9 protein-coding genes and 11 tRNA genes are annotated in these 12,979 nt (G+C 48.2%); 15 read left to right on the forward strand and 5 right to left on the reverse strand.

The features are described 5' to 3' along the window. The first annotated feature begins 34 nt into the window (after positions 1-34). The 11 genes from WFI24_RS20865 (at position 35) to WFI24_RS20915 (ending at position 1,094) form a co-directional block, all read left to right on the forward strand. Positions 35-108 (forward strand) — tRNA-Met (locus tag WFI24_RS20865). 26 nt (positions 109-134) lie between these two features. Continuing rightward, positions 135-212 (forward strand) — tRNA-Asp (locus WFI24_RS20870). A 24-nt stretch (positions 213-236) separates the two neighbouring features. Beyond that, positions 237-312 (forward strand) — tRNA-Thr (locus WFI24_RS20875). Positions 313-410: 98 nt separating this feature from the next. After that, a tRNA-His gene (locus WFI24_RS20880) sits at positions 411-486 on the forward strand. A 12-nt stretch (positions 487-498) separates the two neighbouring features. Continuing rightward, positions 499-573 (forward strand) — tRNA-Gln (locus tag WFI24_RS20885). A 9-nt stretch (positions 574-582) separates the two neighbouring features. After that, a tRNA-Lys gene (locus WFI24_RS20890) sits at positions 583-658 on the forward strand. A 9-nt stretch (positions 659-667) separates the two neighbouring features. Further along, positions 668-755, forward strand: a tRNA-Leu gene (locus WFI24_RS20895). An 8-nt stretch (positions 756-763) separates the two neighbouring features. Then, a tRNA-Gly gene (locus WFI24_RS20900) sits at positions 764-838 on the forward strand. A 6-nt stretch (positions 839-844) separates the two neighbouring features. Beyond that, a tRNA-Arg gene (locus tag WFI24_RS20905) sits at positions 845-921 on the forward strand. Between the two features lie 16 nt (positions 922-937). Beyond that, positions 938-1,011: transfer RNA gene (locus WFI24_RS20910), tRNA-Pro, on the forward strand. Positions 1,012-1,023: 12 nt separating this feature from the next. Then, positions 1,024-1,094, forward strand: a tRNA-Gly gene (locus WFI24_RS20915). Positions 1,095-1,296: 202 nt separating this feature from the next. Here the strand turns inward: WFI24_RS20915 and WFI24_RS20920 are convergent. Both WFI24_RS20920 and WFI24_RS20925 read right to left on the reverse strand, forming a co-directional pair. Then, positions 1,297-2,157 (reverse strand): CYTH domain-containing protein, encoded by an 861-nt coding sequence (locus WFI24_RS20920; RefSeq protein ID WP_336763885.1) that lies wholly within the window; start codon positions 2,155-2,157, stop codon positions 1,297-1,299. A gap of 146 nt (positions 2,158-2,303) precedes the next feature. Beyond that, positions 2,304-3,212, reverse strand: coding sequence for a LysR family transcriptional regulator (locus tag WFI24_RS20925; RefSeq protein WP_336763886.1), 909 nt, complete (start codon positions 3,210-3,212; stop codon positions 2,304-2,306). Between the two features lie 406 nt (positions 3,213-3,618). Here WFI24_RS20925 and WFI24_RS20930 point away from each other — a divergent pair, with 406 nt between their 5' ends. The 4 genes from WFI24_RS20930 to WFI24_RS20945 all read left to right on the forward strand — a co-directional run bounded on the left by WFI24_RS20930 (position 3,619) and on the right by WFI24_RS20945 (position 9,110). Next, a complete protein-coding gene (locus tag WFI24_RS20930) occupies positions 3,619-4,635 on the forward strand; it encodes an ABC transporter ATP-binding protein (RefSeq protein ID WP_336763888.1) in 1,017 nt (338 codons plus the stop codon). A gap of 41 nt (positions 4,636-4,676) precedes the next feature. Next, positions 4,677-5,747: an ABC transporter substrate-binding protein gene (locus WFI24_RS20935; protein WP_336763890.1), complete on the forward strand. Its 1,071-nt coding sequence runs from the start codon at positions 4,677-4,679 to the stop codon at positions 5,745-5,747. Between the two features lie 88 nt (positions 5,748-5,835). Further along, positions 5,836-7,506, forward strand: coding sequence for an ABC transporter permease (locus WFI24_RS20940; RefSeq protein WP_336764275.1), 1,671 nt, complete (start codon positions 5,836-5,838; stop codon positions 7,504-7,506). Then, positions 7,503-9,110 carry an MBL fold metallo-hydrolase gene (locus WFI24_RS20945; RefSeq protein WP_336763892.1) on the forward strand — a complete coding sequence of 536 codons (1,608 nt, stop codon included), beginning with the start codon at positions 7,503-7,505 and terminating at the stop codon, positions 9,108-9,110. Before WFI24_RS20940 ends, WFI24_RS20945 begins: the two co-directional genes overlap by 4 nt. A gap of 76 nt (positions 9,111-9,186) precedes the next feature. Here the strand turns inward: WFI24_RS20945 and WFI24_RS20950 are convergent, their stop codons facing one another. From WFI24_RS20950 to WFI24_RS20960, 3 genes are all read right to left on the reverse strand, one after another. Then, a complete protein-coding gene (locus tag WFI24_RS20950) occupies positions 9,187-9,747 on the reverse strand; it encodes a GerMN domain-containing protein (protein ID WP_336763894.1) in 561 nt (186 codons plus the stop codon). 34 nt (positions 9,748-9,781) lie between these two features. Beyond that, positions 9,782-11,194 (reverse strand): N-acetylmuramoyl-L-alanine amidase family protein, encoded by a 1,413-nt coding sequence (locus WFI24_RS20955; protein WP_336763895.1) that lies wholly within the window; start codon positions 11,192-11,194, stop codon positions 9,782-9,784. A 256-nt stretch (positions 11,195-11,450) separates the two neighbouring features. Further along, on the reverse strand, positions 11,451-12,851 hold the full coding sequence (locus tag WFI24_RS20960) for a serine hydrolase (protein ID WP_336763897.1): 1,401 nt from the start codon (positions 12,849-12,851) through the stop codon (positions 11,451-11,453). Positions 12,852-12,979 lie beyond the last annotated feature (128 nt).

The raw sequence follows: 12,979 nt of genomic DNA on the forward strand, positions 1-12,979 counted from the left end.
CCCCTCAGCCTCCACCATATAACTTTTATAACGACGCGGGGTGGAGCAGCCCGGTAGCTCGTCGGGCTCATAACCCGAAGGCCGCAGGTTCAAATCCTGCCCCCGCAATTAACTTTCCTTTGAGAAAGTACTATGGAACCGTGGTGTAGTTGGCCTAACATGCCTGCCTGTCACGCAGGAGATCGCGGGTTCGAATCCCGTCGGTTCCGCCATTTTTTTAATTAAATATACACCGTGCCGGTGTAGCTCAACTGGTAGAGCAACTGACTTGTAATCAGTAGGTTGGGGGTTCAAGTCCTCTCGCCGGCACCATTTTTAGTATTTACATCTGAATTTGTGATAGAATGTATATTACAAGTAAAAATTGTTAATACTAAGATTCTCTTAGTGGATGAATGGCTTACTCTATGGCGGTCGTGGCGAAGTGGTTAACGCACCGGTTTGTGGATCCGGCATTCGGGGGTTCAATTCCCCTCGATCGCCCCATGATTTTTTTAATGGGGATTAGCCAAGCGGTAAGGCAACGGACTTTGACTCCGTCATGCATAGGTTCAAATCCTATATCCCCAGCCATTTCACTATGAGTCATTAGCTCAGTTGGTAGAGCACCTGACTTTTAATCAGGGTGTCGAAGGTTCGAGCCCTTCATGACTCACCATTTTATTTTGCGGTCGTGGCGGAATTGGCAGACGCGCACGGTTCAGGTCCGTGTGGGCTAACCCCCCGTGGAGGTTCGAGTCCTCTCGACCGCACCATATATTTTGCGGAAGTGGCTCAGCGGTAGAGCATCGCCTTGCCAAGGCGAGGGTCGCGGGTTCGATTCCCGTCTTCCGCTCCAATATTTGCGCCCTTAGCTCAGCTGGATAGAGCGTTTGACTACGAATCAAAAGGCCGGGAGTTCGAATCTCTCAGGGCGCGCCATTATTTTCATAAGTATCGGGATGTAGCTCAGCTTGGTAGAGCACCTGGTTTGGGACCAGGGGGTCGCATGTTCAAATCGTGTCATCCCGATTTTTTTATTTTGCGGGTGTAGTTCAATGGTAGAACTTTAGCCTTCCAAGCTAATAGCGTGGGTTCGATTCCCATCACCCGCTTCCTAGTAACGTATAGAAGAGCCTTTGCTTATAGCAAGGGCCTTTTTGTTTTCCCCTATAAGAAAAGGTGATTCTCTAAAAGGCAGGGTCTAATATTACTTAAATAACTGATTTCATTTCGTTCACTACGCAAAAAAAGACAGGCTCCTTTCCTACGATGTACGCAGGAAGAGGGGCTTGTCTTTTTTGTTATAGCTAGCGATTAATATCTTTCCAGAATGGTCTGTGTTTTCAAGCCATCCGCAGGAATTAGCCAGTTATTGTTCTCCAGCAATTGCAGCAGTTGGGTACGCAGTCCGGATACGGCTACAGCATCATCGGTTTTGAAAGAGACCTCTACGATATTTTCAATACCTGTACCTGCTGCGTTACGGATCGGCCATACTTCGAGTGTAAGCTCTTGACCATTCCATGTACCTTCATATCGTTGAAACGTTATCGGACCATAAGCACGGGATTGTGTAAGCTGCTGTTTGCCCCAGTTGGAAGAAGTCCAGTTTTTCAATTTGCCTGGAAGCTTGTCAAGTAACATGTTTAAGGCTTCTTGCTCCGAAGGAAGTTGGACACCTGTTGCATTGGTATCGACTTTTTTGGTGTTGGAAAAGCTCAGGGTTTGTTTGCCATATCCCCAATCAATCTCAGCCTCGTAATTATCATCCGATTGATCAAAACCTTCTTGATTAGCCAAAGTTAGTGCTGCATTGATGTCGCCATTGATCACAGGGTAACGCTTTTTGTAGGTCAACTCGTAATTGTTTTTGTCATCTTTTTTACGAAAACGGACGTTCCATCCTTGTTGATCCAGTCCGAGAGAATTCGTATCGAAGTACTCTGCGTTAATGTTTCTTGGCGTGGAATTCAGGCCGAGTGTCTGAATTACTTCACTGCGTGGTGTCCCATCTGTATTCAATACAAGTTCCGGCTTGGCCAGAAATTTCACTTCATAAGCAGGAACGGCATTGGCAGCAGCTGAAGCCTGTGGTGCTCCCAGAAATGTCATTCCACTTCCCAATGTTACGATGCTCAGCATCAATGAGGCGGTTACCTTTTTCCACTTTTTCAAAACCAATCACTCTCCTAATCTGGATTAACGTACAGCTCAACTTTATCGCCCGAATATATGAAAGCGATTAACGGGGAGAGCTCATTGCGTTAACCCTGCATAGATTTGATGAATGGCAAACGATACTTTATTGAGGGTCAGGTTAGTCATGCGTGGAAAAGGGGAAAGTTGTGACTCACCTCTCGCAGTACTTCTTTGAAGCGGTTTACCTGAACTGACGGGTGGCGATCCTTGTTATGTACAGTGTAAATATGTCGCGGTGCCTGCTCTCCTGGAATGGGGAGAACCTGAATGAGCCCGTGTTGTTCCTCCCATTGTACCGCCATTCGAGACATGAATGAGACATGCCCCCCGAGTAGTACGAGTTGTTTGATCGCTTCTAGGGAATCCATCTCTACGGTGCTCCGCAAACGGATGTCATGTTGCGCGAGCCATTGATTGGTTAACCGACGAGTACTGGATTCATTGCCATGTAAGGCAAAAGGAATCTGTGCGATATGATCAGGTGTTAATATATCCTTCTGGGCTAACCCATGCTGAGGAGAACAGATTAAAACCAGGTCATCTTCACACAGTGTCTCGGCTTGCAGCGCGGGTCCAACAAACGGCTCGGAAGAGATCACACCCAGATCAATCTGATGTCGAATCAGCATCTCGCGAATAACAGGTGATGGTTTGACGGATAAGACGATACGAATGCCCGGGAATTCCTGCGAAAAGGTATTGAGCATGGCGGGCAGCAGGTATGTAGCCGGTACATAGCTTGCCCCAATGTGCAGAGTGCCCCGATAGAGACTGTCATATTCCTTTACAACCCGTCGTGCCTCCTGGGTCAAGGCATTGATTTTGACGGAATAGTGGAGTAGAGCTTGTCCAGCCTCGGTTAGAAACGTCTTTCCACTGCGCGACTCGAATAATCGCACACCCATCTCTTCCTCCAACGACTTCATATGAAATGTAACAGTGGGTTGCTTGATCCCCAGTAACTCGGCCACGCTTGTCATGTGATGATGCTTGTCGATCAGCTCAACAATTTGCAATTTGATCAGATTCAATGTCCAAACACTCCTCTCACTTCTACTAGCCCCAATATATAAGATGATCTAATGTTTTCATAAAGACGGAGAGTACAGAACCAATCTGAAGAAGCGGAGCCAAAAGCTTTCTGGAAGAAAGCTACTTTGGAAGCATATGCTTCGCCTTTATCCCCGGATTTCTCCCTTCATAAAGGGAATATAAGAAATCTGGGGATAACAGCGATCGGAAGATGGTACTGTAATCGAAGCGACAACATGAAAATTAATTTAGTTCACCTACTATAGATTTAATCTATGAACATCAACAGAATTCATCTAAAAAGTTAATTCCAATTTTACATACAAGACATACAACTCGCGAAAGCGGACGTTAGACTGAGAACAGTGCAAGAGATCAAGTAACAGAAGACAGGCAGGGATGCTTATGAAATTAGAGATAACAGGAATTCAAAAATCATTTAATCAAACACCCGCACTGCTGCCGACAGATCTAACGCTTGAACATGGAAAGTTCACGACACTGCTTGGCCCATCTGGCTGTGGCAAAACAACACTGCTCCGCATGTTGGCCGGGCTGGAACAGCCGGATGCGGGGGAGATTCGTGCAGATGGTCAGTGTATCTACTCTGCGGCGAAGCGGATTGATATACCGACACACAAGCGTAATCTGGGCATGGTGTTTCAGGATTTTGCATTATGGCCGCATATGACCGTATACGAAAATGTAGCGTTTGGCCTGAAGGCCGGAAAACAGAAATCTGATCTGCGGCAAAAGGTGAACGAAGCACTTAGCATGGTTCGCCTGCAAGGCATGGAAGATCGATATCCTCATCAGCTGTCTGGTGGACAGCAGCAACGGGTTGCTTTTGCCAGAGCCGTAGCAGTCAGACCTGGTGTGATCCTGTTCGATGAGCCACTGAGTGCACTGGATGCTGTACTCCGGGAAGAGATGCGGATTGAGATGATGTCGCTGGTTCGGGACATGGGACTGACTGCGCTGTACGTCACACATGATCAGATTGAAGCGATGTCGATGTCGGATGAGATAGTGGTGATGCAGAAGGGGCGGATATTGCAAAAGGGAAGCCCGGAGACGATCTACTCGGCGCCAAGTGATCCGTATGTTGCTTCGTTTATCGGAAAGTCCAACTGGCTCACGCCTAATCAATCGATGGTGCGTCCGGAGCATGTCACCTGGAACAAAACAGGTCATGATGATCTGTGCTATCCGGGGACAGTACTTAGTGTCAGCTATGTAGGTGAGCGTTATGAAGTACGAGTGCAGATGGAAGGGCTTGGCGTATGGACAGCCTATATGAACCAAAGAGTGCGGGTGGGAGAGCGGGTTCAGCTCTATATAGCCCCCGAACGGATATGCCGAATGGATGGTTATGATAACCCGAGTGTGAAGCACAGAGAAGTTATAGCAGCGGCCAATTAAAGTAGTGAATATCAAACAGAAACCAAGGGAGATGGAATGATATGTTAGGGATGAACACACGGAAAAAGAGCACAATGCTGTTATTAACTGCGGTAATGAGTATCAGTTTGTTTGGATGTAGTACAGGGAACACAACCACAGGCAACGCGGCACAACCCACGGGTGAAGGAAACACAGCAGCAGCGGAAACAACGAAACCGGCTGGCGGCAAGTTGGTGTTGTACAGTGCTGGCCCACAGAAGTTGGCAGATAACATCGTGAGCGGATTTACGGACAAAACAGGTATCGAAGTCGAGATGTTCCAGGGAACAACAGGCAAAATTCTGGCTCGTATGGAAGCAGAGAAATCCAATCCGGTTGCAGACGTTGTGATCCTGGCCTCTTTACCTTCTGCACAGGCTCTGAAAGCTGATGGACTGACTATGCCTTACCCGGACGCAGCCAATGCAGACAAGCTGAACAAGGATTGGTCGGATGCAGAGGGCAACTATTTCAGTAGCAGTGCTTCCGCACTGGGTATTGTGTATAACACCAAACTGGTATCTACACCACCAACAAGTTGGGCAGAGCTGGCTACGCCTGCATGGAAAGATGCAGTGAACATTCCCGATCCAACATTATCAGGTTCAGCACTCGACTTCATCACAGGATACCTGAGCGCGAACGGTGAAAAAGGTTGGGATCTGCTGAGTGCCTATAAAGCCAATGGTGTAGCGATGGCAGGCGCCAATCAGGAAGCACTTGATCCGGTCATTACGGGTGCCAAAAGCATCGTAGCGGCAGGTGTGGACTACATGGCGTATTCCTCCAAAGCAAAAGGTGAACCACTGGATATCGTATATCCTGAGGAAGGCACAGTAATCAGCCCAAGACCGGCAGCGATTCTGAAATCCAGTCCGAATGTAGAGAATGCCAAAGCGTTCATTGACTACTTGTTGTCCGATGAAGCTCAGAAGCTCGTTGCAGATGCCTATCTGATTCCGGGCCGCGAAGACATTGAAGCGACGAACCGTGCCAATGTGAAGGATATTCCACAACTCAAAGTGGATTGGAACTGGATGAGTGAGCATGGCGAAGAGACTGCGGCTCGTTTCTCCGAGACTTTTAAATAAGACATAGTACGAAAAAGACAATTAGGCAAAGGGAATACCTGCTGTCTGTGGAAAGTCATGTGAGGTGAACGTAGTGAAACCTGTTGGAATGGACAACAACCGAATTTTTCGGAGAGTGGGCGTGATTCTGGCCCTCTTTCTGCTGACCATAAGCATTGGCGTGCCGCTCTTGCTGATCTTCTGGCAAAGTGTGTATCCGGACGGACAATGGGATTGGATGGCACCGATTCGTACGATTACAGGTCATCATCTATCGGGTGTATTGCTGAACTCCGTCTGGCTTGGCATCTGCGTTGTAGCGGTAACCACACTGCTGGCGCTGCCGCTTGCCTGGATGATGGCGAAGACCCGTATGGGTGAGCATCGTTGGGTGGATGTGATCCTGATGATCCCGTTCATGACTCCGCCGTATATCGGATCAATGGGGTGGATTCTGTTTATGCAAAAAGGGGGATACCTGCAGCAATGGGTGCCCTCATCTGCAGGCTGGAGTGAGCTGTTCTTCAGCTTCTGGGGCATGGTGCTCATCATGAGCTTGCACCTGTTCCCATTCCTGTATCTGCTGCTTCGGGATGCATTGATCCGCATCGGTGGCAATCTGGAAGAAGCGGGAGCCGTGCACGGTGCACGTGCAGGATACCGTTTCAGACGCATTATTCTACCCTTGTTGCTGTCATCCTACGGCATGGGGATCATGCTGGTCTTTGTCAAAACGATTGCGGAATTCGGAACACCAGCAACCTTCGGGCGCAAGATTGGCTATTATGTCATGACCTCCGAAATTCATAAGTACATCTCCAGTTGGCCGATTGATTTCGGCAAGGCGACTTCACTGGCATCGGTGCTGCTGTCCGTGTGTCTGGTGATGTGGTATATGCAGTCTGCCATGAGCCGGAAGTTCACGTATCGTCTGGTAGGTGGCAAGGGGCAACGTTCGAAGCGATATTCCCTTCGTGGCGGAGCAGGATGGTTGTGCGGGGCGTATCTTGCGATCCTGTTGATCCTGTCGATAGGTATCCCGTATTTCTCCATCATCGCCGCTTCGACCATGAAGCTACGGGGATCGGGAATCGCTTTTGATAATCTGACCTTGGATCATTACAAAGAGCTGTTATCTTGGGGTTCGGTGAGTATGAAGGCGATCGGGAACAGTCTGGGATTATCCCTCGTGGCTTCAACCGTTGCTGTTATTATCGGTACGGGTTTTGCGCTGGCTATCGGCAGATCGTCTTCATTCATGCAGCGTGTGATTGACTTGTTCAGTCTGTTACCTAATACGGTGCCGGGCATCGTGATGGTGGTGGGTCTGATTCTGTTCTGGAACTCACCGTGGATGCCAGTCACGTTGTATAACACCTACGGTATGGTTGTGCTCACGTACGTTGTGCTCTTCTTGCCTTACACCGTGCAGTATGTAAAATCGAGCTTTACCCAGATTGACGGAACATTGTTCCAGGCGGGGCAAGTATTTGGCGGGAAGCCGCTGTATATTCTGCGGCGCATCCTGATCCCGCTGATCCTGCCCGGCATGCTCGCCGGCTGGATGATGACCTTTACGATTGCAACAAGGGAACTGGTCGGATCGTTGTTGATTCTTCCCCCGTCGATGCAGACGTCGGCTACGTATATTTTTGCCCAATTCGAACAAGGTCAGGTGTCACTCGGAATGGCGATGGCCGTTGTAACTGTAGGTATGACGGTGCTCATGCTGCTTGGAATTGAAATGCTGAATTCAAAGAGAAAGTGGAATGCATCATGATCAAACTGAACGTATGGGGCGGTGCAGGGGAACATGGACGTTCCGCCTATCTCCTGAGCGGGAGCAATGTTCGCCTTTTGCTGGATTGTGGTGTGAAAAAAGAAGGTACGGGCGAGTATCCGATGATTGACCCGGAGATTGTTCCGCAACTGGATGCGGTTCTGTTATCCCACGCCCATGAGGACCATTCGGTCGCCATTCCATTGCTGTATAAGATGGGCTACCAGGGTGAAGTGTGGACGACGAGAGAGACGAGGGCGCAGCTGCGTACGTATTTTGCCAACTGGCGCAGGTTTGTAGAGCGTGTAGGCGAAGAACTTCCTTATGATGAAGCAGATGAGCAGGCTATTCGTTATCGGTATCTGGAGGATGAGGGGGTATCCCAAACCTGGTTCGAACCCATTCCTGAAGTGAAAGTGATGTGGGGGCGGAGTGGACACCTGGCTGGATCCGTGTGGTTTGGGCTTGAAGTGGAAGCTAAGCGGATTTTCTATTCCGGGGACTACACGTCCGAATCGATGCTTTTACAGGAGGATTGCCCAGCGGAGGCGTTCTCGCAGGCAAACATGACTCGTGAAAATATGGTGTTTGATGCTCCGAGCAGCGAGCGGTGGGGTACGGAGGAACTAATCGCTATCAACAGTGGGCAAAAGGCGGGAGAATTCATAACGTCACAAGATCAGACATCTGTTGCATCAGAGGCGTCGTCAAGAACACTTGTATCCATGGAGATACCCATGAAGCAGGGGAATTTCACATCGAACGGAGCAGATGGAGCAGGCAGAGCAAACAGAGCAGAAAGAGCAGACAGAGCAAACGTAGCAGACGCTGCGCCAATATCTTCCGTCGGGCTGGTGGATCTGGCGATCGTTGATGCGGCCTACGGTACGGACCAAGATACACAGGCTGACAAACTGGAACAGCTGGAACGAGCCATTCGCCAGACGATTGATCAAGGTGGAAAGGTGCTCTTACCCATGCCCGTCGTAGGGCGTGGACAGGAGATCATACTGTGGGCACAGCAACAATTTTCGGCTGTTCCAATGGTAGTTGAACAAGGGCTGGTGGACGGCATGAAGCAGCTTATGCATGTTCCGTACTGGTTGAGGGACAAGGGTGAACATGTCACCGGAAGTTCGTTGAAAGACGATATTGATTGTTTTCTGACCGGACGAGGATGGGATCTGCCTATGACCACCCAAGAGCGGGAACAACTGTTGAAACTACATACTGCTTCGCTATGGTTCATTCCGGACGGCATGATGCAGTCCTCGCTTGCCCGTTGGTACTATAGCCAATTCTCGGACAGGGAGGAGAATCTGATTCTGCTCACCGGGCATGTTGCTCATGGTACATTTGCTGATAAGCTGCTACGGGTTCCTGACCAGTATGGAGTGTGTGAGGTGCGGAAAATACGTTATAAAGTGCATCAGGGCTGGAAGGATGTCGAGCGGATGCTGCATCGGACTCCAGCAAGGCATACGGTTCTTGTGCACGCTGACCGGGCAGAGACGGACCGATTAAAAGAAGGTTTGCTCAGAAAAAGCCCGTCACCGGGAACAGTTATACATTCACTGTCTGCTGGTGACGAGCTATATGTGTGAATTGTGCATGAATCGAATTATTGCGTTATCTGAGAACGTCCCTGGGGACGTTCTTTTTCCATTGAATTGTTATAATTTAGGATTCGCGATGAATGGGGTGCTCCAGTTCGGCATGGCCCATCAAACTATCAACGGCTTCACCGTCCACCAGTATATCCAGGCTGTTCACTTCCTCAAATTGAAACATCGTTGTTGTTAAAGCTTCCAATGCGAGCAATTCTCCACTGGTACCCAGGTTGGCTTCAGCGGGGATATGAACATCCAAAGTCACCGTACCCTCAGTATATTGGATAGAGAGCAATTCAACCTGCTCCCAGAGGGAAACGAGCTCCGAATCGGTGTTCGTTTGCATAGCTGCGAATGTTTTTTCGTATTTCTCGGAATCATCCTTGTATTCAATTTCCTGCTCTGTTTTCTCAAGCTCCAGCACCTGAGAATCTGCCAAATAAACATCGACGACTTGTGTGTTCATTTTGCCCAGATCCACCTCCGTTTCGGTTGGATTTGGTGACTGCGCCTGTCCTCCCTGAACAGCAGGTTCATTTGAACCGGATTCGCTCACTGGCTTCTGAGCACATCCAACTCCGATAAGGATCAAGCATGATAATATAAGTGCACAACCTAGTTTCTTATTCAAAGAATCACTTCCTTCATCTGATTTATTTGATGATTTACAGGCCTAAATACTCCTTGATTCCATCGGCTATCGCTTGAGCGGCTTTCGTCTGAACAACTTCGGACGACATCAGTTCTTCATCGAGTACATTACTCAAGAATCCCACTTCCAAAAGTACTGCAGGCATGGTCGTGTCTCGGATTACTTCCAAGTTGCCATTTTTCACACCACGATCTCTGAGACCCATGGCTTTCACCAAACGTTGATGAATGATAGTGGCTAATTCCTTGCTGTTACTGCGTTGATAATAATATGTCTCCGTACCTGTCGCTTGGGGGGCGGACTTCACACTATTGCCATGGATAGATACAAATACATCTGCATTTAATTGATTGGCGAGCTGCACACGCTCAGGGCGGGTCGGATAAGTATCACCCTCACGAGTCATCACCAATTCGATATTGGGTTCATTGAGCAGCAGGGCTTGTACTTTGTGAGCTAATTCCAGGTTGTATTCCTTTTCGGGTTTGTTAGTGATGCTGATCGTCCCTGGATCACTGCCACCGTGTCCTGGATCGATCACAACGACCTTGCGTCCTGAATCGCCTACTGGAGTGACAGGAGCAGGTGCGATGTTGTCTCCCGCAACATTCAGATCAATAATCAGTTTGTTGGCAATCACATTCTGGCTGAACTGGACATCCTTCACATTATTCAATTCTACGACAATTCGAACTTGTCCTGGATCTCGTTTGAAAAGCGAATATCTCACTTCCGTCACATTGGGATAACCGCTCACATCCAACTTGCCATTGAGTCCTTGATCCAGCGGTTGGGAGATATCACCAAAGGTGGCTCCAGGCAAGTCCACAACCAGACGATCAGGGTACTTGAGGGTCGTTACTACCGGCTGAACGGCCCCATCCGTGGATAAGACGAGCTGATTGTTGGCAAATTGGATATCGGTAACCTGGGCGACAGAAGAGGAGTCCCCTTTTCCAGGACTGTTGCCAGGGTCTACAGCAGGTTCTTTGCTGGTGTTTGTTAAGTATACGATCTTGTCTTGATTGTTCCATTTTACCTTAAGCCCCATTTGTTCACTGACAAATCGAATGGGCACCACCAGCGTTTTATTCAAAATTTGCGGGGCTGTGTTCAAAGTGACTTGTTTGTCCGCAACCATGGCTTGCTTTTGATCGACGGTTAGGGAAATCGTCTGTTGATCTTGCTGAATTTTTACAGTGCGTGCCTGTTGGTTCCAATCGACTTTGAATTTCAAATTCTCGGCAACGACGCGAATCGGGATCATCACGTTTTTATTGATAATCGTCACCTGTACATCACTTGGGAGGACTAATTCCTCTCCATCCATAAAGATTTTCGACGTGCTTGCAGCGGCATTCCCCTGATGAGGGAGCAAAACGAGTAAGAACAGACTCAAAAACAGTAGTAAAATGGTTTTCTTCATTATGCACCTCGACTAGTATTAGATCTATTTCTTAATTCCAGAATATACCTACATAATATAAACGGTAAAATTGTAAAAATGTTTCTTTTTTGATCTTAAATTATCTAATTTATGTATAGATGAGCACGTATTCTTTTGAACGTTGATGGGATTTCTGCTAGATGTATGTATTCGAAGTCGGAATTGAGGATGTATCTAGAACAAAGAGACGATCCTGTTGAAGGACCGTCTCCTATTACTCTTTATGACAATAAAATTATTGCAATTGCAGTGCTTTGGCTGTTCTTGCCTCAACTTCATCCAAAAGTGAAGTCATGTCCATACCTGCGTGGTTGCCGAGCAGGATAATGGTGATATCATCGGACAGATTACGTGAAAAAGCTGTGGCAAACCCGCCGCCACTACCGTTATGGAAGACGGTACGATTCGTGCCGTTTTCTTTGAGAATCCAGGCGTAGCCATAGTTTTTGTCGGAGTAAGGCTCATACATCTGTTCAATCGTATCCTGGCTTAGAATCTTGTCTGTATAGAGCGCGCGATCCCATTTGAGCATATCGTCCACCGTGGAATAGATGGTTCCTGACCCGGATTGAGACACATAGTAGGGAGCAGTTACCCATGCGTTATCTTGTTGAACAAAACCACTAATTGTATGCACTTTACGGGAAGCCTCTCCCGAATTTTTCATGCCAAGTGGTTTCAGTATTGTCTGTTGCACATAATCGGCATAACTCATGCCAGATACCTGTTCAACGACGTATGCGAGCAGAACATACCCGCTGTTGCTGTACAGATAGGCACTCCCCGGTTCGAATTTCAGCGTTTTGTGACGAATCTCTTCCACAGTCTCTTCCATAGAAGTTCCTTCACCCCGCCCGAATGCAGATGGCAGACCTGAAGTTTGGGACAACAGCATATGCAGCGTGATCTGATCTCCCTTCGGTATACCGGAGATATACTTGGAGATTGGATCTTGTACATTAATCTTACCATCCTCCACCAGACTCAAAATGGATGCAGCCGTGAAAGATTTGCTAAGTGATGCGATTCGGGTCTTCTGATCCGGGCGATTCAGCGTCAGTTCATCGGCAAGTCCGTAGCCTTGCTTCAGAAGTACTTCACCATCACGGGCAATCAGAGCCATACCTGGATAGTTGATCTCACGCAGATACGTATCTACGCTGGCAACTTCGCTGTTCAGCAGGCTGACTTGATCAGTTACCATATTCACACTCATCTGACCTGTAGCTGTGCGTTGGACTTTGATATCGGCCTTGATTGCATTAGCCATGGCCCGGACAGGGACCATCAACGTACCGTTAACTGTACGTGAATTCACACCTGTGGCCAGATCGACCTGGTTTACCTTAATGGAATTGCTGCCAGCCTGATGGATCAGCTTGTCTCTGCCAACGGTAATGGTAGCCGTCTTGGTGCGATTATCCCATTTCAACGTGCCTTTAACCGATGTGACCACATCCCTTAGTGGAACAAACGTTGAACCTTTGATTATAAGTGGTGCGTTCTTCCAGGATTGTTGCTCACCATTCACTTCAATGTGAACTGCTTGCGTCGCCTGCGCTGCGGATGCCGTGATACCGGTTTGTCCCAGAATCGGGCCTGTGCACAGGATGAGCGCTAACAGAATGCGAAACATGGATGAATACACAGTGGAAATACATTGTCTTTCATTTGACTTGCGTAAGATTTGAAACCTCTCCTTCCAATCGTTTCTTGAATAACCAGCTTATGAGCATTGTAAACGATCTCGCTTAGAGGGTCAAA

Origin of the sequence: Paenibacillus sp. USHLN196 (assembly GCF_037144955.1) — a bacterium.
GTDB lineage: Bacteria > Bacillota > Bacilli > Paenibacillales > Paenibacillaceae > Paenibacillus > Paenibacillus xylanexedens_C.

Coding starts and splice junctions, on each gene's coding strand:
- WFI24_RS20930 (WP_336763888.1), top strand. CDS start 3,619: ATGAAATTAGAGATAACAGGAATTCAAAAATCATTTAATCAAACACCC.
- WFI24_RS20935 (WP_336763890.1), top strand. CDS start 4,677: ATGTTAGGGATGAACACACGGAAAAAGAGCACAATGCTGTTATTAACT.
- WFI24_RS20940 (WP_336764275.1), top strand. CDS start 5,836: ATGGACAACAACCGAATTTTTCGGAGAGTGGGCGTGATTCTGGCCCTC.
- WFI24_RS20945 (WP_336763892.1), top strand. CDS start 7,503: ATGATCAAACTGAACGTATGGGGCGGTGCAGGGGAACATGGACGTTCC.
- WFI24_RS20955 (WP_336763895.1), bottom strand. CDS start 11,194: ATGAAGAAAACCATTTTACTACTGTTTTTGAGTCTGTTCTTACTCGTT.
- WFI24_RS20960 (WP_336763897.1), bottom strand. CDS start 12,851: ATGTTTCGCATTCTGTTAGCGCTCATCCTGTGCACAGGCCCGATTCTG.